This window comes from Pseudomonas sp. P8_229 (genome assembly GCF_034008635.1).
Classification (GTDB): Bacteria; Pseudomonadota; Gammaproteobacteria; order Pseudomonadales; family Pseudomonadaceae; genus Aquipseudomonas.
On record NZ_CP125378.1, the window covers coordinates 4,076,659 to 4,100,926 of the forward strand.

At 61.6% G+C, this 24,268-nt stretch carries 23 protein-coding genes; 12 read left to right on the forward strand and 11 right to left on the reverse strand.

The features are described from left to right. Positions 1-13: 13 nt before the first annotated feature. Both QMK55_RS18295 and QMK55_RS18300 read right to left on the reverse strand, forming a co-directional pair. Positions 14-946 (reverse strand): FecR family protein, encoded by a 933-nt coding sequence (locus QMK55_RS18295; RefSeq protein ID WP_320329691.1) that lies wholly within the window; start codon positions 944-946, stop codon positions 14-16. Continuing rightward, positions 943-1,431, reverse strand: coding sequence for a sigma-70 family RNA polymerase sigma factor (locus tag QMK55_RS18300; protein ID WP_320329692.1), 489 nt, complete (start codon positions 1,429-1,431; stop codon positions 943-945). Before QMK55_RS18300 ends, QMK55_RS18295 begins: the two co-directional genes overlap by 4 nt. Positions 1,432-1,609: 178 nt before the next feature. On the opposite strand from QMK55_RS18300, the gene QMK55_RS18305 reads away from it, so the two are divergent. From QMK55_RS18305 to QMK55_RS18330, 6 genes are all read left to right on the forward strand, one after another. After that, complete coding sequence (locus tag QMK55_RS18305) at positions 1,610-1,915, forward strand: DUF3649 domain-containing protein (RefSeq protein WP_320329693.1); 306 nt, start codon at positions 1,610-1,612, stop codon at positions 1,913-1,915. After that, positions 1,912-3,501: a PepSY-associated TM helix domain-containing protein gene (locus QMK55_RS18310; protein WP_320329694.1), complete on the forward strand. Its 1,590-nt coding sequence runs from the start codon at positions 1,912-1,914 to the stop codon at positions 3,499-3,501. Before QMK55_RS18305 ends, QMK55_RS18310 begins: the two co-directional genes overlap by 4 nt. Beyond that, positions 3,501-3,827, forward strand: coding sequence for a DUF3325 domain-containing protein (locus tag QMK55_RS18315; RefSeq protein ID WP_320329695.1), 327 nt, complete (start codon positions 3,501-3,503; stop codon positions 3,825-3,827). The genes QMK55_RS18310 and QMK55_RS18315 overlap by 1 nt, the downstream gene beginning before the upstream one ends. 1 nt (position 3,828) lies before the next feature. Continuing rightward, the gene (locus tag QMK55_RS18320; RefSeq protein WP_003221797.1) at positions 3,829-4,395 is read left to right on the forward strand and encodes an RNA polymerase sigma factor; all 567 of its coding nucleotides are present in this window, start codon (positions 3,829-3,831) and stop codon (positions 4,393-4,395) included. Beyond that, a complete protein-coding gene (locus QMK55_RS18325) occupies positions 4,392-5,381 on the forward strand; it encodes a FecR family protein (RefSeq protein WP_320329696.1) in 990 nt (329 codons plus the stop codon). Before QMK55_RS18320 ends, QMK55_RS18325 begins: the two co-directional genes overlap by 4 nt. A 214-nt stretch (positions 5,382-5,595) precedes the next feature. Further along, positions 5,596-8,025 carry a TonB-dependent receptor gene (locus tag QMK55_RS18330; RefSeq protein ID WP_320329697.1) on the forward strand — a complete coding sequence of 810 codons (2,430 nt, stop codon included), beginning with the start codon at positions 5,596-5,598 and terminating at the stop codon, positions 8,023-8,025. A gap of 142 nt (positions 8,026-8,167) precedes the next feature. Here QMK55_RS18330 and QMK55_RS18335 read toward each other — a convergent pair whose 3' ends face one another. Beyond that, positions 8,168-9,043: an AraC family transcriptional regulator gene (locus QMK55_RS18335; protein ID WP_102359015.1), complete on the reverse strand. Its 876-nt coding sequence runs from the start codon at positions 9,041-9,043 to the stop codon at positions 8,168-8,170. 139 nt (positions 9,044-9,182) lie between these two features. Here QMK55_RS18335 and QMK55_RS18340 point away from each other — a divergent pair, with 139 nt between their 5' ends. After that, positions 9,183-10,085, forward strand: coding sequence for a DMT family transporter (locus QMK55_RS18340; RefSeq protein ID WP_102359016.1), 903 nt, complete (start codon positions 9,183-9,185; stop codon positions 10,083-10,085). Positions 10,086-10,104: 19 nt separating this feature from the next. Here the strand turns inward: QMK55_RS18340 and QMK55_RS18345 are convergent, their stop codons facing one another. The 4 genes from QMK55_RS18345 to QMK55_RS18360 all read right to left on the reverse strand — a co-directional run bounded on the left by QMK55_RS18345 (position 10,105) and on the right by QMK55_RS18360 (position 14,606). Then, positions 10,105-10,614, reverse strand: coding sequence for a DUF2165 domain-containing protein (locus QMK55_RS18345; RefSeq protein WP_320329698.1), 510 nt, complete (start codon positions 10,612-10,614; stop codon positions 10,105-10,107). A 147-nt stretch (positions 10,615-10,761) separates the two neighbouring features. After that, on the reverse strand, positions 10,762-11,736 hold the full coding sequence (locus tag QMK55_RS18350) for a D-glycerate dehydrogenase (RefSeq protein WP_320329699.1): 975 nt from the start codon (positions 11,734-11,736) through the stop codon (positions 10,762-10,764). Between the two features lie 1,111 nt (positions 11,737-12,847). After that, entirely contained in the window at positions 12,848-13,222 is a 375-nt protein-coding gene (locus QMK55_RS18355) for a DUF6124 family protein (protein ID WP_320330265.1), read from the reverse strand. A 415-nt stretch (positions 13,223-13,637) separates the two neighbouring features. After that, positions 13,638-14,606 (reverse strand): LysR family transcriptional regulator, encoded by a 969-nt coding sequence (locus QMK55_RS18360; protein WP_102356386.1) that lies wholly within the window; start codon positions 14,604-14,606, stop codon positions 13,638-13,640. A gap of 274 nt (positions 14,607-14,880) precedes the next feature. Between QMK55_RS18360 and QMK55_RS18365 the strand changes: the two genes are divergently transcribed. The 4 genes from QMK55_RS18365 to QMK55_RS18380 all read left to right on the forward strand — a co-directional run bounded on the left by QMK55_RS18365 (position 14,881) and on the right by QMK55_RS18380 (position 19,869). Beyond that, positions 14,881-16,380, forward strand: a complete 1,500-nt coding sequence (locus QMK55_RS18365) for an efflux transporter outer membrane subunit (RefSeq protein WP_320329700.1) — start codon at positions 14,881-14,883, stop codon at positions 16,378-16,380. 214 nt (positions 16,381-16,594) lie between these two features. Next, the gene (locus tag QMK55_RS18370) at positions 16,595-18,787 is read left to right on the forward strand and encodes an FUSC family protein (protein ID WP_320329701.1); all 2,193 of its coding nucleotides are present in this window, start codon (positions 16,595-16,597) and stop codon (positions 18,785-18,787) included. Next, positions 18,777-18,977 carry a DUF1656 domain-containing protein gene (locus QMK55_RS18375; protein ID WP_102356389.1) on the forward strand — a complete coding sequence of 67 codons (201 nt, stop codon included), beginning with the start codon at positions 18,777-18,779 and terminating at the stop codon, positions 18,975-18,977. The genes QMK55_RS18370 and QMK55_RS18375 overlap by 11 nt, the downstream gene beginning before the upstream one ends. Positions 18,978-19,002: 25 nt before the next feature. Next, positions 19,003-19,869, forward strand: coding sequence for an HlyD family secretion protein (locus QMK55_RS18380; RefSeq protein WP_320329702.1), 867 nt, complete (start codon positions 19,003-19,005; stop codon positions 19,867-19,869). A gap of 130 nt (positions 19,870-19,999) precedes the next feature. On the opposite strand, the gene QMK55_RS18385 is transcribed toward QMK55_RS18380, so the two are convergent. Together QMK55_RS18385 and QMK55_RS18390 are read right to left on the reverse strand one after the other, a co-directional pair. Continuing rightward, a complete protein-coding gene (locus QMK55_RS18385; protein ID WP_102356391.1) occupies positions 20,000-20,398 on the reverse strand; it encodes a DUF4440 domain-containing protein in 399 nt (132 codons plus the stop codon). Next, positions 20,395-21,765: an MFS transporter gene (locus QMK55_RS18390; RefSeq protein WP_320329703.1), complete on the reverse strand. Its 1,371-nt coding sequence runs from the start codon at positions 21,763-21,765 to the stop codon at positions 20,395-20,397. Before QMK55_RS18390 ends, QMK55_RS18385 begins: the two co-directional genes overlap by 4 nt. Positions 21,766-21,874: 109 nt before the next feature. Between QMK55_RS18390 and QMK55_RS18395 the strand changes: the two genes are divergently transcribed. After that, the gene (locus QMK55_RS18395) at positions 21,875-22,756 is read left to right on the forward strand and encodes a LysR family transcriptional regulator (protein ID WP_102356393.1); all 882 of its coding nucleotides are present in this window, start codon (positions 21,875-21,877) and stop codon (positions 22,754-22,756) included. 140 nt (positions 22,757-22,896) lie between these two features. On the opposite strand, the gene QMK55_RS18400 is transcribed toward QMK55_RS18395, so the two are convergent. After that, positions 22,897-23,721: an SDR family oxidoreductase gene (locus QMK55_RS18400; protein ID WP_102356394.1), complete on the reverse strand. Its 825-nt coding sequence runs from the start codon at positions 23,719-23,721 to the stop codon at positions 22,897-22,899. Positions 23,722-23,757: 36 nt separating this feature from the next. Further along, the gene (locus QMK55_RS18405) at positions 23,758-24,222 is read right to left on the reverse strand and encodes a multidrug transporter (RefSeq protein WP_102356395.1); all 465 of its coding nucleotides are present in this window, start codon (positions 24,220-24,222) and stop codon (positions 23,758-23,760) included. Positions 24,223-24,268 lie beyond the last annotated feature (46 nt).

Sequence of the window (24,268 nt, forward strand, 5' to 3'; positions counted from 1 at the left end):
AAACGATCTTGTTTCAGACCCGCGCTTCGACGCTGACCCAATAGCGAGTAAAGCGCCGCACTTTTACCGGCAAACTGATTTGCAGCAGGTCAAGAATGCGTTCGCTGTCGTCCAGTGGATAAGTCCCGGAGATCAGCAGGTCGGCCACTTTTGCATCGCAATGCAGCTGGCCGCGACGGTAACGGCCGAGCTCTTCGAGGAAGTCGCTCAGGCGCATGTGCGCGGCGACCAGCATGCCCTCGGCCCAGGCGCCGCTGTTGGCGTCCAATGGCTTGGCTTCGCTGATCGACGTCGAGCTGAAACTCAGCTGACGGGCGATGGGCAGCAGCATCGGCGCGCGCCCATGGGCAGTCAGTTCGACCTGCCCTTCGAACAGCGCCACCTGCGTGCGATCGGCAAATTGCCGCACGTTGAGTCGGGCTGCCTGGGTTTTCAACACACCTTGTGCGGTGCGTACTTCGAACGCTTGTGCGGCCGTCAGGAGAATCTCGCCTTCCAGCAGACGGATCAGCCGTTGCGTGCTGTCCACGTCTGCCGCACTCGCGGTGTTGAGCTGCAACTGGCTGGCCGCGCCCAGCGCAACCTTACGCCGCTCACCCACCGGGCTGCGGTAATCGGCGAGCAGCGATGGCAGCGGATTGTGCTCGCGCATGCACCAGGTGAGCGCTGAACCGGCACCGAGAAGCAGCAGCAGTTTCAACGCCTGACGACGGCTGGCGGACTTCGGCCCGTTCAACGCCGCGTGAGCCAGCGGCGAAGACACACCACGCAAGCGCTGGTTGACCCCCTGAATGTGTTCCCACGCCCGACGGTGTTCACTGTGCGCGTCCAGCCATTGCTGCCAGGCCTGTTGCTGGCGGGGGGAGAGCGTGCCCTGCTGCATTTCCATCAGCCAGTGCACGGCCTGCTCGGCCACTTGCGCAGAAAAATCCGCGGCGCGGTTCATAGCGCGAAGTAGCAGCGCATTGCTGCCTTGTTCAGATGACGTTTGACCGTGGCCACCGAGATGCTCAATTCAGCGGCGATTTGCGGGTAGGTCAGGCCATCGACCTGCGCCAGCAAAAAGGCGCGCTTGACCAGACGTGGTAAGCCGTCGAGCAACTGGTCCAGCTCGATCAGGGTTTGCAGGATGATCGCCTTGTCTTCTTCCGACGGAGCGGTCATTTCCGGCATCTGCGCCAAGGTTTCAAGGTAAGCGCGTTCCAGGTCCTGGCGGCGGTAATGATTGAACAGTACGCGTTTGGCGAGGGTGGTGAGGAAGGCGCGTGGTTCGATGATCACCGCTGGTTCGCGCGTGGTCAGCACGCGGATAAAGGTGTCCTGGGCCAGATCCGCCGCGCTGTCCGGGCAGCCGAGTCTGCGCCGCAACCAGCCGGTGAGCCAGCGGTGGTGGTCGTGATAGAGCGATTCGACGGGATGGGCGGACGGCAACGGTATTACTCCGGGCGCATGTGGCATGCGTTAGAGAACAAGAACTGTTCGCATTGTATGGGTGTGCGAGGTCGTCCGGCAATCAGATGCTTTTGCGTATGAGAATATTTATCATTAATATTGTTCGCCTGTTGGTTCGGCTTGTCGGCCGGACGTTTTTCCGTTTCAGGGTCGAAACATGAAAGGCAAACTCGCCTCACTTCCCATGTCTTATCGTCTGGCCGTCACCTCACGGGTGCTGGCAGCGGTGTTTGGCGGCTATCTGGTCGCGGCGCTGGCCAGTGTCACCCTGACGATGTGGCTGCCGTTGAGCCGCGCCGAAGCGGTGGTGACCGGCATGACCATTTCCTTCCTGGTCTATCTGGTCGCAGTGCTCTGGTGTTTCGCCTGTCGCACGGCGTGGTCGGCGTGGGTCGGTTTGCTGGTGCCGAGCGTGATCCTGGCGACAGTTTCCGGTGCTGCGCGCGGCTTGGGCTACGCATGAAAGAGGGTTTTCGTCAGGCCATGGCCTGGCTGCACACCTGGACCGGCCTGGTGTTCGGCTGGCTGCTGTTCGCGATCTTCCTGACCGGTACGCTGGCCTATTTCAAGGATGAGATCAGCCACTGGATGCAGCCGGAAATCCCCGCGCACGCCATCGATTCAGCGGCCAGCCTGAGCCTGGCGCAAGGTTATCTGCAGCAGCACGCCCCTGATGCCTCGCGTTGGCTGATCGATCTGCCGAGTGCTCGTGATCCCGCGTTGTCCGTGCGTTGGCAAGACACGCCGGCCGAGGCCGGCAAACGTGGCCGCTTCACACAAAAGACTCTCGACGCGCAGACCGCTGCCGAAATACAACCGCGAGAAAGCCGGGGCGGCGAGTTTTTCTACCGCTTCCACTTCCAGTTGCAAATGCCCTATCCGTGGGGCCGCTGGCTGGCGACGATCGCCGCGATGGTGATGTTCGTCGCGCTGATCACCGGGATCATCACCCACAAGAAAATCTTCAAGGACTTCTTCACCTTTCGTCCGCGCAAAGGCCAGCGTTCATGGCTCGACGGGCATAACGCGGTCGGTGTGCTGGTGCTGCCGTTTCACCTGATGATCACCTATAGCAGCCTGGTGATTTTCATGGCGATGGTCATGCCGGCGAGCATTCTGGCGTCCTACGGCACTGATCGCGATGCGTTTTACCAGGAGATGTTTCCCGAGACGCCGACCCCCCAACGCGCCGGCCAAGCGAGCCTTCTGCCACCGCTGGCACCGTTATTGGCACGGGCGAGCGAGCAGTGGGCGGGCGGGCACACGGCACGGGTCAGCGTCATCAACCCCGGTGACGCCAATGCCTCGGTGCAGCTGTCGCGTGCCAGTTCCGACAAGATCGCCTATGAATACGGCAGCGACGTGACCTTCAACCCCTTCACCGGGCAGATGCTTGGCGCCACGCTCGACAAGCCGCTGCCGATGACGGTTGCCAGTGGTTTTTACGGCTTGCACATCGGCCATTTCGCCGGGCCGACCCTGCGTTGGTTGTACTTCATTTGTGGCCTGGCCGGCACCGCGATGATTGGCACCGGGTTGGTGATCTGGCTCGGCAAGCGTCAGCTCAAGCACGCCAGGAGCGGGGTGATGCCGTTTGAACTGCGGCTGGTGGAAGTGCTGAACATCGCCAGCATGGCCGGGCTGGTTGTGGCGGTGGCGGTGTTCTTCTGGAGCAATCGTCTGTTGCCGCTGAGCTTGAACGGGCGGGCAGATTGGGAAGTGAACGGGTTCTTCATCGCCTGGGGTTTGAGCGTGCTGCACGCTTTGCTGCGCCCGGGACGCAAGGCCTGGGTCGAGCAACTGACATTGGCGGCAGCGTTGTTCATTGCGCTGCCGTTGCTCAATGCGTTGAGCACCGCGCATCACCTCGGCGTCTCGCTGATGCAAGGTGACTGGGCACTGGCCGGATTCGATCTGAGCTGCTTCGTCGCGGGTCTGTTTCTGGCGTGGGCTGCGTGGAAAATGCAGCGCGCCAGCCACAGTGTGCGGGTGACAAAAGTACCTCGCACAACGGCCCGGCCAATCACCTTTGAGCAGGGGACGCACTGATGCTGCTGGCGCTGCTGCTGTGCTATGCCGGGTTCACCGCGTTGTGTCTGTCGATGCCACGACACCACGATGAACTGCTGGGCCACAAACCTTCGGCGCGGCGTGCACGTCATTTGAAGTTTTTCGGCTGGCTATTGCTCGGCGGTTCACTGTGGGCTGCGGTGGCTGCCAATGGCTGGGGCTTTGGCCTGATCGACTGGTTCGCGGTGTTGATGTGCAGTGCATTGGCGCTGGTGCTGCTGATGCCGTATCGACCGAAACTGGCTTTGGTGCTGGCGGCGCTCAGTCTGCTGGCCACGCCGATCGCCGCATGGGCGCAGGGCTGAGATGCTGATCGGTCATCCCCCGGAATCCCGTGACGACGAGCCACACGGGGCGCGTGCGCATTTCCTGCAGGTGTTCCTCTCGCAGCGGTCGCAGATGGAAGCGCTGGTGAACCGGCGCGTCGGTTGCCGGGCCACGGCGGCGGATCTGGTGCAGGACCTGTTCCTGCGTTTCTGGCGTCGACCACTGGTGCAGGTCGAAGAACTCAGCACTTACCTTTTGCGTTGCGCCGGCAACATTGCCATCGATCATTTGCGCAGCGAAGGCACGCGGGTACGAGTCAACGAGGGCTGGCAACCGGACGCGCCGGACAGCCACGGCAGCGAGCCGCAAGCCGCGCTTGAAGCGGGCAATGATTTGCGCCATGTCGAAGCGGCGTTACGCGCCTTGCCCGAGCGCACTCGGCAGATCTTTTTGCTCAATCGCATCCACGGCCGCAAGTACGCGGACATCGCCAAGGCCATGGGTCTGTCCCAAAGCGCCGTGGAAAAACATATGATGCGCGCCCTCGAGGCCTGCAAGGCCAGCCTGCGCGAACCCGCGCCACGTCTGCCAGGGAAAGCACCGTGAAGCCCACCGACCGCGTCGCCCCGACGCCCGCTCAGGAGCAGGCCGCGCTCGCCTGGCTGAGCTTGTTGCACGACCGCCCGAGCACCGGTGATCAACTGACGTTCAGCCACTGGTTGCGCGCCGATCCGGCCCACGCCGAGGCCTACGCGCAGGCACAGGTCGTGTGGGAATTGAGCGAAAGCCCGGCGCGCACCCTGGCCGATGAAGAGGCGTTTGCGTTGCAGGGTTACCTCAATGCGATGGATCGTCCGCGTCGTTCAGCGCGGGTGCGCTGGTCGGGGGCGCTGGCGCTGGCCGCGTGTCTGTTGCTGATGATCAGCCTCGGCACAGGGTGGCAGCCGCAGCGCTGGATCGATGATCTGGGCGCCGATTACGTCTCGGCACCGGGGGAGATCCGCACGGTGACGCTGGCCGATCAATCGCAAGTGACGCTTGACGCCGACAGCGCCATTGCCGTGGATTTCAGCCATGGCGAGCGGCGGGTGCAGTTGCGTCGCGGCGCCGGGTTTTTCAGTGTGACGCACACCGGCGAGCCGTTTGTGGTCGAGGCTGAAAAAGGTCAGGCGCGGGTCCTCGGCACGCAGTTTGAAGTGCGTCTGCAACCGTTGGGCGCGCAGGTCACGGTGTTGTCCGGGCGGGTGGGGGTGACGGCGGATCGCAATGCGCAACAGCAGATTCTGACCGCCGGCCAGCAAGTCGCTTACGGGCAGGGCGCTGCGGAAAAACTGCATACCGTGGACAGTGAGGCGCAACTGGCCTGGCGTCAGGGCTGGCTGACTTATTACAAGTCGTCGCTGGCTGAGGTGGTGGAGGATTTGCGGCGCTACTACCCGGGGCGGATTGTGTTGTTCAACGATGAGTTGGGCGCGCGCAAGGTCAGTGGGAGTTTTCCGAGCAAGGATCCGCAGGCTGTGTTGAGTTCTTTGCAAGGGGTGTTGGGGTTTGAGCAGCATCAGGTTCTGGGGCATCTGATCATCCTGCGCTGATGTTGCTGGCCGCTTCACGAGCAGGCTTGCTCCCACCTGTTGGAATGCATTCCCCTGTGGGAGCGAGCCTGCTCGCGAAGGCACCAGCCCCGACAACACAAATTTCGAAAAATATTTTCAAAATGGGGGTGAGGTAAACCACAGCCCCATCCGTGTAGTGACTGAAACTGCGAGTCATTCGCATCCGTTGCGGTTCTACACAGGTCATTGAGCAATGAAGTCCAGGGCAAAATCGGGTTCGGTCAAACAGTGGTTGGGCGTTTCGGCATTGAGTTTTTCGGCATTGGCGCTGTTGCCAATGAGCGTGGCGCTCGCCGCTGAAACCGTGAGCAACCCGGCGCAAAAGCAGTTCAGTTTTTCCCTGAGTGCCAAACCGCTGCCACAAGCCCTGAACGACTTCAGCCGCATCACCGGGCAAAGCGTGGTCTACACCGACGAAGCACCGTACGGCCTCAACGCCCCGGCCGTCAGCGGCCAGATGAGCGCCGAACAAGCGTTGCAGCGACTGCTCAGCGGCTCCGGCATGACCTGGCGCCGCACCGACAGCCACACCCTGGCGCTGGAACCGCAACCCACCGAAGGTGCGCTCAATCTCGGCGCCACCACCATCACCTCGATGCGCGACGAGTCGATGAGCTACCAGCCGCCGGAAACCAGTTCGGTGATGCGCTCCTCGGCCTCGCTGCAGGAAATCCCGCAGACCGTTAACGTGATCCCGGCCCAGGTCATCCGTGACCAAACCCCGCGCAATCTCGACGATGCGTTGGCCAACGTCAGCGGCATCACCCAGGGCAACACCTTGGGCAGCACTCAGGATTCGGTAATGACCCGCGGTTTCGGCGACAACCGCAACGGCTCGATCATGCGTGATGGCATGCCGATCGTGCAGGGCCGCGGCATGAACGCCACGGTCGATCGCGTCGAAGTGCTCAAGGGCCCGGCGTCATTGCTCTACGGAATCCAGGACCCGGGCGGCGTGGTCAACCTGGTCAGCAAGAAACCGGAACTGACTCAATACAACGCCCTGACCCTGCGCGGTTCGAGCTACGGCGACGGCAAGAATGGCAGCGGCGGCACCTTCGACAGCACCGGTGCGCTGGGTGACTCCGGATTAGCCTATCGGCTGGTGCTCGATCACGAAGACGAAGATTACTGGCGCAACTACGGCACCCACCGCGAGACACTGATCGCGCCGTCGCTGGCCTGGTTCGGCGAGCGCACCAAGCTGTCGTTCGGCTACGAGCATCGCGAGTTCCTCACGCCGTTCGACCGTGGCACGGTGATCGATCCACGCACCAACCACCCGCTGGACATCTCGCGCAACGAGCGTCTGGACGAGCCGTTCAACGACATGGAAGGCCGTTCCGACCTGTACCACTTCGAGGCCGATCACGAACTCAACGACGATTGGAAAGCCCACTTCGGCTACAGCTGGAATCGCGAAACCTACGACGCCAGCCAGGTGCGCGTGACCGCCATCGACACCAAAAAAGGCACGCTGACCCGCAGCATGGACGGCACGCAAGGGGCGATCAGCACTGACCGCTTCACCACCGCCAGCCTCGAAGGCAAGGTCAACGTGCTGGGCATGCAGCATGACCTGGTGTTCGGCGTCGACGACGAGTACCGCAAGATCTACCGCGCCGACCTGATCCGCCAGAAAAGCCTGAGCACCTTCAGCTACGTCAATCCGGTGTATGGCCGCGAAGTCGAAGGCACCACGGTCAGCCCGGCCGACAGCGCGCAGACCGATCTGCTGCGCAGCGATTCGGTGTTCATGCAGGACTCGATCCACCTCAACGACCAGTGGATTCTGGTCGCCGGCGGGCGCTTCCAGGAGTACGACCAGTACGCCGGCAAAGGCGTGCCGTTCAAGGCCAACACCGACAGCAACGGGCAGAAGTTCGTGCCGCGCGCCGGTCTGGTGTATCGCTACACCGACGAGTTGTCGTTCTACGGCAGCTACACCGAATCGTTCAAACCCAACTCGACCATCGCCCCGCTCAGCGGCAGCAGCACCGTGCTCGACGGCAGCATTGCGCCGGAAGAAGCCAAGTCGTGGGAGCTGGGCGCGCGGCTGGATATGCCGGGGCGCCTCACCGGCAATATCGCGCTGTTCGACATCAAGAAACGCAACGTGCTGGTGGCCAACTCAGAAGGTCCGACCACGATCTACAGCGCGGCGGGCGAGGTGCGTTCCCGGGGGCTGGAATTGGACCTGACCGGTCAACTGACCGACCGTTGGAGCATGATCGGCGCCTATGCCTACACCGATGCCGAGGTCACCGAAGACCCGGACTACAAAGGCAATCGCCTGCAGAACGTGGCGAAGAACAGCGGTTCGCTGTCAGCGGTGTATGACTTCGGCAGCGTGATCGGTGGCGATCAACTGCGGGTCGGCGCCGGGGCGCGGTACGTCGGTGAGCGAGCGGGCAACGCGGTGAATGATTTCGACCTGCCGAGCTACACCGTGGCCGACGCGTTTGCCACTTACGACACCAAGCTCGAAGGGCAGAAGGTCAAGTTTCAGCTCAACGTGAAGAACCTGTTCGACCGCACGTATTACACCTCGGCGGCGAGCCGCTTCTTTGTATCGATGGGTGACTCGCGGCAGATTTCGCTCTCCAGTACGCTGGAGTTCTGATCCAGGACCGCGTCATCGTTCTTCGCGAGCAAGCCCGCTCCCACAGGGTTCAGAGTGAATTCACATTGTGTGAACAACACCGTTCAATGGGGGAGCGGGCTTGCTCGCGAAGAGGCCATAACAGGCGATAAACGTCTCAGCTCTAGCGCAAAAACGCCTGCCGATACTCCCCCGGCGTCCCACCCAGCACCTGCCGAAACCGGTTGGTGAAATGACTCGCGCTGGCAAACCCGCATGCCAGCGCAATCTCCCCCAGCGGCAACGCCGTGCCGCGAAGCAATTCCCGCGCCCGGCTCAAACGGCGCGCCAGCACATACTGATGCGGCGGCAAACCGAAGCTGGTGCGGAACATCCGCGCAAAGTGGTATTCCGACAGCGCGCACAACCCGGCCAGTTGCCCGAGGCTGATCGGCTCGGCTAACTGACAGTCGATGAACTCAACCAGTTGCCGGCGCTGATGCGGCGCCAGCCCGCCCTTCAAACGCAAGCCCTGACGCGCGCCGACCTGGCTGAGCAGGGTATGGCTGATCAGTTCATGCGCGAGACTGCTGGTCAGCAAGCGCTCGGCCGGCTCGTCCCAATTCAACGTCAGTAACTGCCGAAAGCGCCGAGCCTGCGCCTGGTCTTCGAGAAAAGTCTGCTCGCGCAACTGCATTTCTCGCGGCTCGCGATCGAGCAAGGTGACGCACCCCAAGGCAAATTGCTCGGCACTGAAATACAGATGAGCGAGGCGAATGTCACCGTTGATCACCCAGCCGGATTGATGATCGGCCGGCAGGATGCACAACTTGTCCGGCCCGCCCTTGTGGCCGGGCTGGTCACGGCGAAAGGTGCCCGTGCCGCCGGCGATGTAGCAGGAGAGGGTGTGGTGACTTGGCGCTTCGTATTCCTGGGCATCGTGGTGATTGGTCCACAGGGCCGCAGACAAGCCGTCACCGAGCTCGGCGCTGTGCACAAGGCGTGCATTCGGCGAGCGGTTGAGGGCTTGAAAGACTTGCAGGGTATCGATTGCGGCCATGTTCGGTTCTCTCCAACGCCTTGCATCCTACTCCGTAGCCTTCGCGCTGCCAGCCTGCCGGGTGACAAAAGCGCAAGATTTTGCAAGCGAGCTCTACCGGAGGCGGCGGACACTGAAAGCCAACTGAGGAGTGTCCGCCATGAACCTTTCGCTGTATCTGCTGACCGTGCTGATCTGGGGCACCACCTGGATTGCCCTGAAATGGCAATTGGGCGTGGTGGCGATTCCGGTGTCGATCGTCTATCGCTTCGGCCTCGCCGCGCTGGTGCTGTTCGCGCTGTTGCTGCTCAGCCGCCGGTTGCAGCCGATGAATCGTCGCGGCCATCTGATTTGTGTGGCGCAGGGTTTGTGCCTGTTCTGCGTCAACTTCATGTGCTTCCTGACCGCCAGTCAGTGGATTCCCAGCGGTCTGGTGGCGGTGGTGTTTTCCACGGCGACGTTGTGGAACGCGCTCAATGCGCGGGTGTTCTTCGGTCAGCGCATTGCGCGCAATGTGCTGATGGGCGGCGCGCTCGGTCTGTTCGGTCTGGGCATGTTGTTCTGGCCGGAACTGGCGGGGCACCACGCCAGTCCGCAAACCTTGCTCGGCCTTGGTCTGGCGCTGTGCGGCACGCTGTGTTTCTCGGCGGGCAACATGCTCTCAAGCCTGCAGCAGAAGGCCGGCCTCAAGCCGCTGACCACCAATGCCTGGGGTATGGCCTACGGCGCGGCGATGTTGTCGGTGTGGTGCCTGGTCAAAGGCATTCCGTTCGACATGGACTGGTCACCGCGTTATGTCGGCGCACTGCTGTATCTGGTGATACCGGGGTCGGTGATCGGGTTTACCGCGTACCTGACGCTGGTCGGCCGTATGGGGCCGGAACGCGCAGCCTATTGCACGGTGCTGTTCCCGGTGGTGGCGCTGAACGTTTCGGCGTTTGCCGAAGGTTACCAATGGACGGCGCCAGCACTGGTCGGACTGGTGTTGGTGATGCTGGGTAATGTGCTGGTGTTTCGTAAACCGAAAGCGGTGGTATCCCCGGTGCTGGGAAAGTTGGCTTGAAGTCAATGGGCGCTGACGTTCAGCGCTCGACTTTTAATGTGATGTAAATCATCACGGGGAATATGAAGTCAACGATATGTCTCGCCCAGTCCTTGGCATTCCAGGATTGTGAGGTGTCCATGTCAAACCACTCCACACCCATGGTTTGCAGGCAGACGTAATAAATGAATATTGCCGCCAGTATGCCCATGATCGAGAATTTTTTGGCCTCGTGGAACATCTCGGCAGGTGCGTTGATATTGCGGAACAGTTGATAGGCGCCTATCAGACAAAGCACCGTATACGTGACTTCCATCGTGATGATGAACCAGTAGATCCGGTGGTGAATCATCGCTGATTCAATGGCGCGGTACCTTATGTTTTCATTGCCAATGGTCGTGTCCATGCTCAGGATATGAGCCACGTAAGTGTAATTTGAGTTGTAGTCAGTAAAGTTCTGGATCATCACCAGTATTCCGAAAAAGCTGATGTAAGCCATTAATATGGCTTTGCTGTAACGGATGATTTTATCAGTTGTCAGGATGTTCAATGTTTTAGCTCTCCATAGCGCTTATCGATAATTCGATGGCTAGGCGAGCTTATAATGCTGCTGTCTGATTCGGGTTGTTGTTCAATTTCAAGTTGTGTATGGCGATAACTGACGGGTAAGTGCGATTTTGCACTTGCCCGTACTTTTTTATCCGCGCCAGGTTTGTGGGTTCACGAGGTCTTGTGGGCGTTCGCCCAGTAAGGCGCTGCGCAGGTTGGCGAGGGCACGGTTGGCCATGGCTTCGCGGGTTTCGTTAGTGGCCGAGCCGATGTGCGGTAATGTCACTGCGTTTTTCAGTTGGAACAGTGGTGACTCGGCCAGCGGTTCTTTTTCGTAGACGTCCAGCCCGGCGCCGCGGATGCGATTGTTTTGCAGCGCTTCGACCAGCGCCGGTTCATCGACCACCGGGCCACGCGAGATGTTGACCAGGATCGCGCTTGGCTTCATCAGGGCCAGTTCGCGGTGGCTGATCAGGTGGCGGGTCTTGTCGCTGAGCGGCACCACCAGGCAGACGAAGTCGGCTTCGGCGAGCAATTGGTCGAGGCTGCGGAACTGGGCGCTGAGTTGTTGTTCCAGTTCGCTCTTGCGGCTGTTGCCGCTGTAGATGATCGGCATGTTGAAACCGAAGTGGCCACGGCGGGCGATGGCGGCACCGATGTTGCCCATGCCGACGATGCCCAGAGTCTTGCCGTGGACGTCACAGCCGAACAGCGGCGCGCCGACGCTGGCTTGCCACTGGCCGGACTTGGTCCAGGCATCGAGTTCGGCGACGCGGCGAGCACTGCTCATGATCAGGGCGAAGGCGAGGTCGGCGGTGCTTTCGGTGAGGACGTCGGGGGTGTTGGTGAGCATGATCCCGCGTTGGTTGAAGTAGTCGAGGTCGTAGTTGTCGTAGCCGACCGACACACTTGAGACCACTTCGAGTTGGGTGGCGGTTTCGAGTTGGGCTTTGCCGAGTTTGCGACCGACGCCGATCAGGCCGTGGGCGTGGGGGAGGGCTTCGTTGAATTGGGCGTTGATGTCGCCGTTCTTTGGGTTGGGGACGATGACGTCGAATTCCTGTTGCAGGCGTTCGATCATTGGGGGGGTGATGCGGCTGAAGGCCAGGACTGTTTTTTTCATTGGGCTGGGGCTCGGGCTTCGGGGCTTTATTGCCAAGCAAGCTAACATTTCTTTGTGGGGTTTGGCTTGTCTTGGCGGCCTCTGGGCCGACCATGTTCTTGGGGTTTTGGGTGTGTATCCGTTGCTTCGGGGGTTGCGGCTGGCGGTTTCGCTTTTACAGCGAGTCACTTTTGCAGACGCCCAAAAGTAACCAAAACGCTGGGCCCCGGCGTACGGCCCTCGCTTAGGCTCGGGTTCCTTCGCTCCGGGATTCATCCGGGGGCATCGCCTACGGTTTGCTTCGCTGCACCTCCTCTCGATGCATTTGGCTTCGCCAAACGGTCGCTGCGCTCCCACCCCCGGATGAATCCCTCCACTCAGCCTGCCGATGGGGCCTGCCGATCAAGAGCTGCAGCCGAGCTTGCGCTCATCCTGTTGAGTGGGGCGGCTTTGCCGCATGCGGTACACACAAATCAGAACTGTAGGCCTTCGCCTGCTCGCGATGGCGGCCTACGAGCCGACCAATTTCCAACTGAATGCACCCAACTCAATTGTGGGAGCTGGCTTGCCAGCGAAGGCGGCCTGACAGCCGACCAATCTCTTGCAGGCTGCATGCTATCCCATTGTAGGAGTGAGCCTGCTCGCGATGGCGGCCTAGGAGCCGACCAATCCCCAACTGAACACACCCAACTCAATTGTGGGAGCTGGCTTGCCAGCGAAGGCGGCCTGACAGCCGACCAATCTCTTGCAGGCTGCATGCTATCCCATTGTAGGAGTGAGCCTGCTCGCGATGGCGGCCTAGGAGCCGACCAATCCCCAACTGACCACACCCATTCCAATTGTAGGAGTGAGCCTGCTCGCGATGGCGGCCTACGAGCCGACCAATCTCCAACTGAATGCACCCAACTCAATTGTGGGAGCTGGTTTGCCAGCGAAGGCGGCCTGACAGCCGACCAATCCCCAACTGACCACACCCATTCCAATTGTAGGAGTGAGCCTGCTCGCGATGGCGGCCTACGAGCCGACCAATCCCCGCCTGAACACACCCAATCCAACTGTGGGAGCGGGCTTGCTCGCGAAGGCGGTGTGTCATTCAACACAGGTATTTGCTGATCCACCGCTCCCACAGGGTTCAACTGTGTGTTGGGGATTGGCTGATTTCCACATTATCCAGCACCCGATTCACTGCCAGCTCCGCCAGCATGATGATCTGCTGGATTGCCAGGATTGTGTGCCGCTGTGGCGGATCGACATAGGCCGCAATATCGCTGGCCATGATGCTCGCCGAGGCCAGTGATTCGCAGGCATGAACCAGCAGGCTCTCGTTATCCATTTCAGGGACAACCTGAAACATCGTGCTGGGTTTGTGGAATTTGAGGGTGGTGGCGGACGGTTTGAGGTAGTGATCCAGCGCGCGCTCGGCGGCGTCGTGGAGTTTTTTCGAGTCGAGGGATTCGTAGGGGGAGATGCAGTCCGCTTCGGGCGGATTGGGTGAAGGCTTAATCATGGCAAAGATCCTTTTGACGAAATGGAACTGCCACTTTTCGTTTTCCAGGCGAAGGGGGTGGCAGCTGTACGCGGGCTGGAAAAACCGGCAAAGGATCAAACCCGGCAGACCCGAGGGTCTCCCACGTACAGCCGCCATAACTGAAACACCGACGCTGAAAAAGCGCGGCATTATGTCATGTGCATTGATCCTTCGGGTTTTCCAGACCCGGTCGCTGATGTGTCAGCGACCGAACCAGCCTATCCACCCCACTTCCGACCCACAACCGTCAAAACCTGTCGGAAAACTCCCGTCAAATCCCGCTTCTGTAGGAGCTGCCGTAGGCTGCGATTTTTGATTTTTAAACAGCCTGAGCAAAAGACCACAGCCTCGCCGCACTCCACAGCCCTTGCAGGGGCGCGGTCAGTGTTTAAGGTCAGTTGGCGACTCGCACCCCAGCCAGACTCCCACTCAACTCATACGCCGCCAGTTCCGCCTGATGCGCCGCCAATATCTCCGGCAGCGAGCCACGCAAGTACTCAACCCAGGTTTTGATTTTTGCATCCAGGTATTGCCGCGACGGGTAGATCGCGTACAGGTTGAGTTCCTGCGAGCGGTAGTTCGGCATCATCCGCACCAGCGTGCCGTTGCGCAGGCCTTCGATGGCGGCGTAGACCGGCAGTACGCCGACGCCCATGCCGCTGATGATCGCGGCTTTCATCGCGTCGGCGGAGTTCACCAGGAACGGCGAGCTGTTGATGGTGACCATTTCCTGGCCGTCCGGGCCGTTGAAGGCCCATTTCTCCAGGGGGATCACCGGGCTGACGAGGCGCAGGCAGGCGTGGTTCAGCAGGTCGCTGGGCTTTTGCGCGCAGCCGTTGGCTTTCACGTAGGCCGGTGAGGCGCAGACGATGCTGTAGGTGATGCCCAGGCGTTGCGAGACGAAGCCCGAGTCCGGCAGTTCGCTGGCCAGCACGATGGACACGTCGTAGCCCTCGTCGAGCAGGTCCGGCACGCGGTTGGCCATGGTCAGGTCGAAGGTCACGTCCGGGTGGGTCTTGCGGTAGCGGGCGATGGCGTCGATCACGAAGTGCTGGCCGATGCCGGTCATGGTGTGCACTTTCAGCTGGCCGGCGGGGCGGGCGTGGGCTTCGCTGGCCTCGGCTTCGGCTTCTTCGACATAGGCCAGGATCTGTTCGCAGCGCAGCAGGTAGCGCTTGCCGGCCTCGGTCAGGGCGATGCGCCGGGTCGTGCGATTGAGCAGGCGGGTTTGCAGGTGGGCTTCCAGGTTGGAGACCGCGCGCGAGACGTTGGCCGTGGTGGTGTCGAGTTGCACGGCGGCGGCGGTGAAGCTGCCGGCTTCGGCCACACAACTGAAGGCGCGCATGTTTTGCAATGTGTCCATGGGGTGCTCTCAAGGGAGATGGCAAATTGTGACACGAAGTTTCAGGGGCTGAGACCCCCGACCAAGGGATTATCTCGTTAACGGTAACAAAGATTCACAGGAATCCCAGCTTATCGCCGTTCAGGGCGCCCCATAGAATTGCGCCGTTGTGGGAGCGGGCTTGCTCGCGAAAGCGATTTCATCTTCAACGCGGCGTCTTCTGACAGAGCGCTTTCGCGAGCAAGCCCGCTCCCACAGGGCCTCGGTTCTTCCCCTTTTTCAGGAATTCGCAGCTGTGCCGCGTCTCATCAACAGAGCGCTTTTGCCGCTCAGTGTTCTGGCTTTCACCCTGGGTCTCAGCGGCTGCATCGGTACCGGAGGCATTGCCCCGCAGGGCAAGGCATTGGAGGCCAATACCCTGGCTACCGACGACGCCATTGCCCACGCCGCCAAAGACGCCAATTGGCCCACCGCGCAATGGTGGCAAGCCTACGGTGACCCGCAACTCAATCGCTGGATCGACCTCGCCGTAAAAGGCAACCCGAGCATGGCCATGGCCGCTGCGCGGGTGCGTCAGGCCAAAGCCATGGCCGGTGCTGCCGAAGCCGCCGAGTCGTTGCAGATCAATGGCGAGTCGACGCTCAAACGCCACAACTGGCCGACCGACCAGTTCTACGGCCCCGGTGAGTTGGCCAACACCACCACCTGGGACAACAACGCCGCGCTGGGTTTCAGCTATGCCCTCGACCTCTGGGGCCGCGAAAGCAATGCCAGCGAGCGGGCGGTGGATCTGGCGCACATGAGCGCCGCCGAGGCGCGGCTGGCGCAGCTGCAATTGCAGAACAACATTGTGCGTGCCTACATCGAGCTGTCGCTGCATTACGCCCAGCGCGACATCGTTGCAGCGACGCTCAAGCAGCAACAGCAGATTCTCGATCTGGCGCAGAAGCGTCTGGACGGCGGCATCGGTACGCATTTCGAAGTCAGCCAGGCAGAAACGCCGTTGCCGGAAACCCATCGGCAACTGGATGCGCTGGACGAAGAAATCGCCCTGAGCCGTAACCAGATCGCTGCCCTGGCGGGCAAAGGCCCGGGCGCGGGTGCGCAGTTGCAGCGGCCGACCCTGGCGCTGGGGGCTGCGTTGAAACTGCCGTCGGCATTGCCCGCCGAGTTGCTCGGTCAGCGGCCGGACGTGGTTGCCAGTCGCTGGCAGGTGGCGGCGCAGGCGCGCGGCATCGATGTCGCGCACGCCGGGTTTTATCCCAACGTCGATCTGGTTGGCAGCCTCGGCTACATGGCCACCGGCGGCGGAGCGCTGGAGTTTTTGACTGGCAAGAAGCTCAACTACAACGTTGGCCCGGCGATCTCCTTGCCGATCTTCGACGGTGGGCGTTTGCGCAGCGAGTTGGGTGAAGCGTCCGCCGGGTATGACATCGCTGTGGCGCATTACAACCAGACGCTGATCAATGCGCTGAAGAACATCTCCGACCAGTTGATTCGCCGCGAGTCGATGGACAAGCAGCAAGCCTTCGCCGCCGAGTCGGTGGCCACCGCGCAGAAGACCTACGACATCGCGATGATCGCTTATCAGCGTGGCCTCACCGATTACCTCAACGTGCTCAATGCGCAGACCTTGCTGTTCAAGCAGCAGCAGGTGCAACAGCAGGTTCAGGCCGCGCGCCTGAGTGCGCATGCCGAATTGGTGACCGCGTTGGGTGGCGGCCTCGGTGCCGGCAATGACGTGCCCACTGTCGAGCAAACCCAAGCCCCGAAAACCCCGGCTCTCCTGCGTTGAACACACAACCCCTGGCAATTGAATACCGGTGGCGAGGGGATTTATCCCCGATGGGCTGCGAAGCTGCCCCAAAACCATCAACCGCATTTTTTCAGGCTTACCGCATTCACCTGTTTTACGGCGGCTGCGCCGCCGGTCGGGGATAAATCGCCTCACCACAGAGTTTGTGTTCGCCACAGAAATTATTAAGTCCTCAATCATTGAGCAAGACCAAATGACTCCCTTGCCCGCACCTCTGCGCTGGCTCTACTCCCTGGAATGGCGCCGGGGCTTCTTTGACTGGGCGCGCAGCGATGGCGTGACCTGGGTTTATATCTTCAAGGTATTGCTCGCCGCGTTCCTCACGCTGTGGCTGGCGATGCGCCTGGAACTGCCGCAGCCGCGCACGGCGATGATCACCGTGTTCATCGTCATGCAGCCGCAGAGCGGTCATGTATTCGCCAAGAGTTTCTATCGCTTCCTCGGCACCCTGGCCGGGTCGGCAATGATGGTCACGCTGATCGCATTGTTCGCGCAGAACACCGAACTGTTCCTTGGCTCGCTGGCGATCTGGGTCGGCATCTGCTCGGCCGGTGCGGCGCGTTGCCGTAACTTTCGCGCCTACGGTTTTGTCCTCGCCGGCTACACCGCGGCGATGGTCGGGCTGCCGGCGCTGGCGCATCCTGACGGTGCGTTCATGGCCGCCGTGTGGCGGGTGCTGGAGATCTCGCTGGGGATTCTTTGTTCGACCGTGGTCAGCGCCGCGATCCTGCCGCAAACCGCCAGTGCGGCGATGCGCAACGCCCTGTATCAGCGCTTCGGTGTATTTGCCCTGTTTGTCACCGATGGCCTGCGCGGACGCAGCAAGACCGACGCCTTCGAGACCAACAACGTACGCTTCATCGCCGAAGCGGTGGGCCTGGAAGGGCTGCGCAGCGTGACCGTGTTCGAAGACCCGCACATGCGTCGGCGCAACGGTCGTCTCAGTCGCTTGAACAGCGAATTCATGGGCATCACCACCCGGTTCAACGCTTTGCATCAGTTGCTTGAACGCTTGCGCGGCAACGGCGAAGAACACGTGGTCGCTGCGATCCGGCCGGGGCTGCAGGACCTGGCCGAAGTGCTCGACGGCTTCAGCGGTCGCGCCCTGACCAGCCCGGATGCGGCGCGTCTGGCCACGGCGTTGGCCGCTTACAAGGAAGGCTTGCCGGCGCGGGTGCGCACCTTGCGCGCGACCTTCCAGGAGACCGGTCCGAGTGAAGCCGAGCAACTGGATTTTCACACCGCGTATGAACTGCTCTATCGCTTCGTCGATGACCTGCACAGTTATGCCCAGACTCACGCGTCGCTGGCCGATCACAGTCACGAACGCGAGCGCTGGGACGAGCCGTTCACCCCGCAAACCAACTGGTGGGCCGCTGCGGCTTCGGGCATTCGCGCCTCGTTCATCCTGATTGTGCTCGGTAGTTACTGGGTTGCCACCGCATGGCCAAGTGGCGCGACGATGACCTTGATTGCCGCCGCCACCGTGGGCCTTTCGGCGGCCACGCCGAACCCGAAACGCATGGCGTTCCAGATGGCCTGCGGTACCTTCCTCGGCGCACTGATCGGCTTCGTCGAAATGTTTTTCATCTTCCCGTGGATCGACGGTTTCCCGCTGCTGTGCGTGATGCTCGCGCCGGTGATCGTGCTCGGCTCGTTCCTCGCTTCGCGGCCGCAATACGCCGGGGTCGGCCTGGGGCTGCTGATTTTCTTCAGCACAGGTTCCGTGCCGGATAACCTGACCATCTACAACCCCTACACCTTCATCAACGACTACATCGCCATGGTCATGGGCATGCTGGTCTGCGCGGCGGCGGGGGCAATCATTCTGCCGCCGAACAGCCGCTGGTTGTGGAAGCGTCTGGAGCAGGATCTGCGCGGCCAGGTGGTGTACGCGATCAGCGGCAAACTGAAAGGCCTGGCCTCGAGTTTCGAGAGCCGCACCCGCGACCTGCTGCATCAGGCTTATGGCCTCGCCGCCGGTCAGCCGACCGTGCAAAAGAACCTGTTGCGCTGGATGTTCGTGGTGCTCGAAGTCGGCCACGCAATCATCGAGTTGCGCAAGGAACAGGCGATTCTCCCGGTGCACCCGGCGTATGCCGAATCACAGCCGTGGCGTCAGGCGATCCGCGTGATGGGCCGGGCGCTGGTGCGGCTGTTCCTGCAACCGAACACCAGCAATCTCGAGCGCGCACTGGTCGCCGTCGATCACGCAATCAGTCGTGTCGCGGCCACCGACGAGCCGTTCGCGCCGCACTTCGATACCTCGGCCCTGCGCCGGGTGAAGAGCTACCTGCACTTCATCCGCACCTCACTGCTTGACCCGCAATCACCGCTCGCTGCCTACGCAATCGCCAAGCCCGAAGGACTTGCCCATGCCTCGTGAAATCGCTTTCCACGGCGTGTACATGCCGACCATGACCCTGATGTTTTTCGTCGCCGCGGCACTGGCCTGGGCGGTGGATCGGTTCTTGTCCGGGTTTGATCTGTACCGCTTCTTCTGGCACCCGGCGCTGCTGCGCCTGAGCCTGTTTACCTGTCTGTTCGGCGCGATGGCGCTGACTGTTTACCGTTGACTCTCTATCTCTGAAGAAGGCCCTGATGAAAAAGTTTTTCAGCCTGCTCGCGACCCTGCTGGTGCTGGCCCTGGCGCTGTGGATCGGCCGCACGTTGTGGGAGCACTACATGAACACCCCATGGACTCGCGATGGCCGCGTGCGCGCCGATATCATCAACGTCGCCGCCGACGTCACCGGCGAAGTCATCGACGTGCCGGTGCGCGACAACCAGTTGGTGAAGAAGGGCGATCTGCTGATGCTGATCGACCCGGAGCACTACCGCATCGCCGTCAAACAGGCGCAGTCGCTGGTCGCTTCGCGCAAGTCGACCTGGGAGATGCGCAAGGTCAACGCGCACCGCCGCGCCGATCTGGACAACCTGGTGATCTCCAAGGAAAACCGCGACGACGCCAGCAACATCGCCGATGCCGCGCTGGCCGATTACCAACACGCGCAAGCGCAACTGGAAGCCGCCGAACTCAACCTCAAACGCACCGAAGTGCGCGCGGCGGTCGATGGCTACGTGACCAACCTCAACGTGCATCGCGGCGACTACGCGCGCATCGGTGAAGCGAAAATGGCCGTGGTCGACATGAATTCGTTCTGGGTTTATGGCTTCTTCGAAGAGACCAAGCTGCCGCACGTGCGCGTGGGCGACAAGGCCGACATGCAGTTGATGAGCGGCGAAGTGTTGAAGGGCCACGTGGAGAGCATTTCGCGCGGCATCTACGACCGCGACAACCCGGAAAGCCGCGAGCTGATCGCCGACGTGAACCCGACGTTCAACTGGGTTCGCCTGGCGCAGCGGGTGCCGGTGCGCATTCACATCGATGAAGTGCCGCAGGGTGTGTTGTTGGCGGCGGGAATTACCTGCACCGTGGTGGTGAAGCAGGACGTTGTGGATAACTGACCGACCGCGTCGCTGCCATTCGCGAGCAGGCTCACTCCTACAGGAGATCTCTGCCACACCGAAGATCCCCTGTAGGAGTGAGCCTGCTCGCGATAAGGACGACTCGGTATTTCAGGCGAATATCGAGTAATCACTCAGCGCAAAACGTCTCCTGCAAATGCCGCCATAGCACCCGCCCGGACGGGTCTTTTTCAAACACCACCGTCGAGCGCCGATCCGTATGCAACCCGCTCGCATCCGTCTGCTGTTCGCGATAACTCAGCGTCGCGCCGTGCGCATGCAGCGCAATCCCGCGCAGCTCACTGAGCTCGATCCTGAAGCCTTTTTTTTTCCCGCCCGCCGCGTGAAACAGCGCACGTAAGGCTTCGACATCCAGCGCCCGGCCCAGCGGCGTGACCATGGAAAAGTCCGCCGAGAACCGGCTTAGCAGTCGCTCCAGTTCGGCCGAATCCTGCTCCACGGCAAACCAGCGTTCGATGACCAGGTGGGCCTGGATCGCTTCATCAAAATATTCGTTGTAGTCAGTCATGTGGATTTTTCCTGAAGGGGAGGTGTGCTCAGCAGGGCGAGCACTTTGGAGGTATCGAAACGCAGCACGGCGACCATTGGCAGCAATGTGAGCAAGGCAGCCGCGAGAAAGCAGCATTTAAATCCGTTACCGCCCAGTGCGCCCAACAGCGAACTGAGCAACGCCGCGCCGAGGCAGAAACCGAGCTGGCGATTGATGTTCCACAGCGCACTGGAGTGGCCCATTTTTTCCGGCGTCATACCGACAAACGCCAGGGTCTGCGCGGTGACGCTGCACAGGCTGCCGCCCAGCCCCATCAGGGCGTAGGCGATGATCAGCGGCGCGGCGGCGGGGTGTTCGATGCGCATCAGCAGGACAATGCCCAGGCATTGCACAAGCATGCCGACGATCAGCAACGGCTTGGGCCCGATGCGGTTGAAACTGCGTTTGCCGAGCATGATCGCCACACCCGATGCGGCGGCCCAGGCCAGCATCAGCGCACCGGTCTGCGCCGCGCCGACCCCGAGCTCGTGCAGGTACAGCACGGCAATCATGTTGGTGCCGGTAAAGACCCCGGGCACGAACAGGTAGATCAGCATCGCCAGACGCAACGACGGGCTCTTGAGCAGTTGCAGGTCGAGGACTGCGTCGGGTTTTCGCCAGCCATCGCGCAGGTACAGCCATAAGGTCAAGGCGCCGAGCAGCAGGACTCCGCCGGCGAGGTGACGGGTCGCGGAGGCGCTGGCGAGGCTCACGGCAATCAACAGCAGACTCAGGGCTGAGACCGCCAGCAGCAGGCCGCGTACGTCCAGAGTCGGGCGTTGCGTGGTGGGCTGATCCGCTTTCAGCCAGAGCAGGCCCAAGGCGAACGCCAACAGCGCCAATGGCAGGTTCAGGTAGAAAATCCAGCGCCACGACAAGGCCTCGACGATCAAGCCGCCCGCCGCCGGCGACAGGGCCGGCACCATCAGCGCGACCATCAACACCACGCCAGTAAGGTGCGCACGTTGCGCCACCGGGAATTGCCGATACGCCAGGGCCTGACCGATCGGCAGCAACAAACCGCCACCGAGCCCTTGCAGCAGGCGCCAGCCGATCAGGCTTTCGATCGAGCCGGCCTGGGCCACCAGCGCCGAGGCGATCCCGAACAGCAGCAGCGAACCGAGGATCAGCCGGCGCTCGCCCAGCCGTGCGGCCAGCCACACGCTCAGCGGAATAATCAGTGTCAGCCCGAGCATGTAGGCGTTGGTGATCCACGCCAGTTGCGTCACTGATGCCTGTAATTCCCGGGCGATGTCCGGGTAGGCAATGCTCGCGGCGAACATGTTCAGCAGGTCGAGGGCAAACCCGAACAGATACACCAGCGCGACTTTCGAGCGATAGACCATGGCAGCTTCCCTGTGATGAGACGTGCAGGGTAGGGGGCTTCAGGCGTTAGGAAAACGCTGGTTTGCCTGCTAGTTTGTCAAAATTATTTTGACAAGGAGCGCTTGGGACATGGTCAGCCTGGACCGTTTTGACACCTTCAAAGCCGTGGTCGAGGCCGGCTCGTTGACCGCGGCCGCCGATACTCTGGGCCAGACCCGGGCGGTGGTGAGCTTCAATCTCAAGCGATTGGAAGAAGAACTGGGCGTTACCTTGCTCACGCGCAATACCCGGCAACTGGCCCTGACCGATGCCGGCGAGCGTTTTTATCGACGCTGTCTGCGCACCCTTGACGAAGCGCGACTGGCGATCGAGGACGCCCGCTCCGAGCATTCGCAACTCAAGGGCACGTTGCGCATCACCACCACCGTGGAGTTCGCCCTGGCTCAGGTGGTGCCGGCGCTGGAGGTGTTTCGTCAGCAACAGCCGCAATTGAACATTCACCTGTCGACGTCCTCGACCCATGCCGATCTGATCTCCGAACGTTTTGACCTGGCGATCCGCCTGGGGCGCATGCACGATTCCAATCTGCGTGCGGTGCAGTTGTCGACGTTCGAGGTGTTTGCCGTGGCCGCGCCTGCGTTGATCGAGCGTTTTGCGCCGGTTGCCACGCTGGCGACGCTGGAGTCGATGCCGACGCTCGGCCATGGCCGCGTCCCGGAAATGACCGTGACCGACCCGGTCGGCACCGAGCATGTCTACCAGCCAAAACCGGGGACCACCGCCATCGTCGCCGACAACTCGGCAACGCTCAGGGCGTTTGCGTTGACCGGCCAGGGCGTGGCGATTTTGCCGCAATGGCTGATTCAGGACGATCTGGAGGCGGGGCGGTTGGTGCGGTTGCTGGCCGGTTACCGCTTTGCTCAGCAGGGGGTGTATGCGTTGTATCCGGATACGCGGCATTTGCCGCTGAAGGTGCGGGCGTTCATTGATTTCATGAAAGGCTGGGGATGAGTGTTGGCTGGCCGGGCCTCTTCGCGAGCAAGCCCGCTCCCACATTTGGAATGCATTCCCCTGTTGGAGCAGGCTCGGCCCACATCTGGAATGCATTCCCCTGTGGGAGCGAGCCTGCTCGCGAAAGCGTCAACTCGGTCTCAAAGCTGGCCACGCAACCCGAACCGCTTCATCAACGTCGACTCCAGCAACCCCTTGGGCAACAACGTCGCCAGCAACGGCAACGCCCGGCTGCCATTACCAATGCGAACCAAGCGCGGCGGCGTGCTCTGCTGCACCGCTTTGAGCAATTCAGCAGCAAACTCACTGGCCGGCGTCGGCTTGTCCTGCGAAGCCTTGGCCCGCGCCCTGATCCCCTCACGCAACGGAAACCACGGTGACTGCTCGTTGATCAGTTGCTCGGCTTCGTGCCCGGCATTCTTGGCGAAACTCGATTGAATTGCCCCCGGTTGCACTTCCATCACGCGAATGCCGAACGGCGCCAGCTCCATGCGCAACGCGTCGCTCAAGGCATGCACCGCGGCTTTCGAGGCGCAATAGGCGCCAGCGAACGGAGTCACCAGCACGCCCGAAACACTGCCGATGTTCACCACCAGCCCCTTGGTCCGGCGCAGCACTGGAAATAGCGCGCGGGTGACGCCGACAATCGAGAACACGTTGGTTTCGAACTGACGCTGCATCGCAGGCACGCCGCCGTCGAGCAGCGGGCCCATGGCGCCGTAACCGGCGTTATTGATCAGCACGTCGAGGCCGCCGTGTTGCTGGTTGATGCGCTCAGCGAGTTGTTCCAGCGCCACGCTGTCATTGACGTCCAGCGCGATCGCGGTGAACCCTGCAGCGGCGAGGGCCGCGACATCATCAGGCTTGCGCGCACTGGCCCAGACCTCGTAACCGGCGGCTTTGAACGCATCCGCGAGGGCGCGGCCAATACCGCTGGAGCAACCGGTAATCAACGCTACGGGCATGGCGCATTCCTTGTGCAAAAAGTGGGGATGGGGGGATCAGTCGGAGAAACTGCCTTGCAAACGCTCGGCGCGAAATTCCAGGGTTTGCGGACGATAACCGGCACGCAGCGGTGGCATCGGCAGGCAGTCTTCCCAGTCGCCGCCAGCCTGCAACTCACCCGGGCCACGATAGCGTGGGGCGGTGTATTGGTTGTCGGCCAGATTGACCGTATCACCCGGTGCGTAGGCTGCGATGCGCCAGCGCAGTTCGGTCAGCGGCACGTCGTTGCCGTTTTTCATTTTCAGTTGCAGCGGCCGGTCCGCCGGGCACTGTTCAGGCGCATAGACAATGCGCATCTCCAGACGCGCCAGTTGCTTGAGCTCGCGGTTGTCCAGCCACACCACCCAGACCGCGACCAATCCCAGACCAACGGCGGCCGCGACGGACACCGGTACAGCCTTGGCCGGATAGCGCAGCAACAGGATCAGCCAGGTGATGACCAGCAAAACGCCGATGAACATGTCGCACAACCTCGCAGGGATAGAGGGGCATCCTACCTAAGCGTAG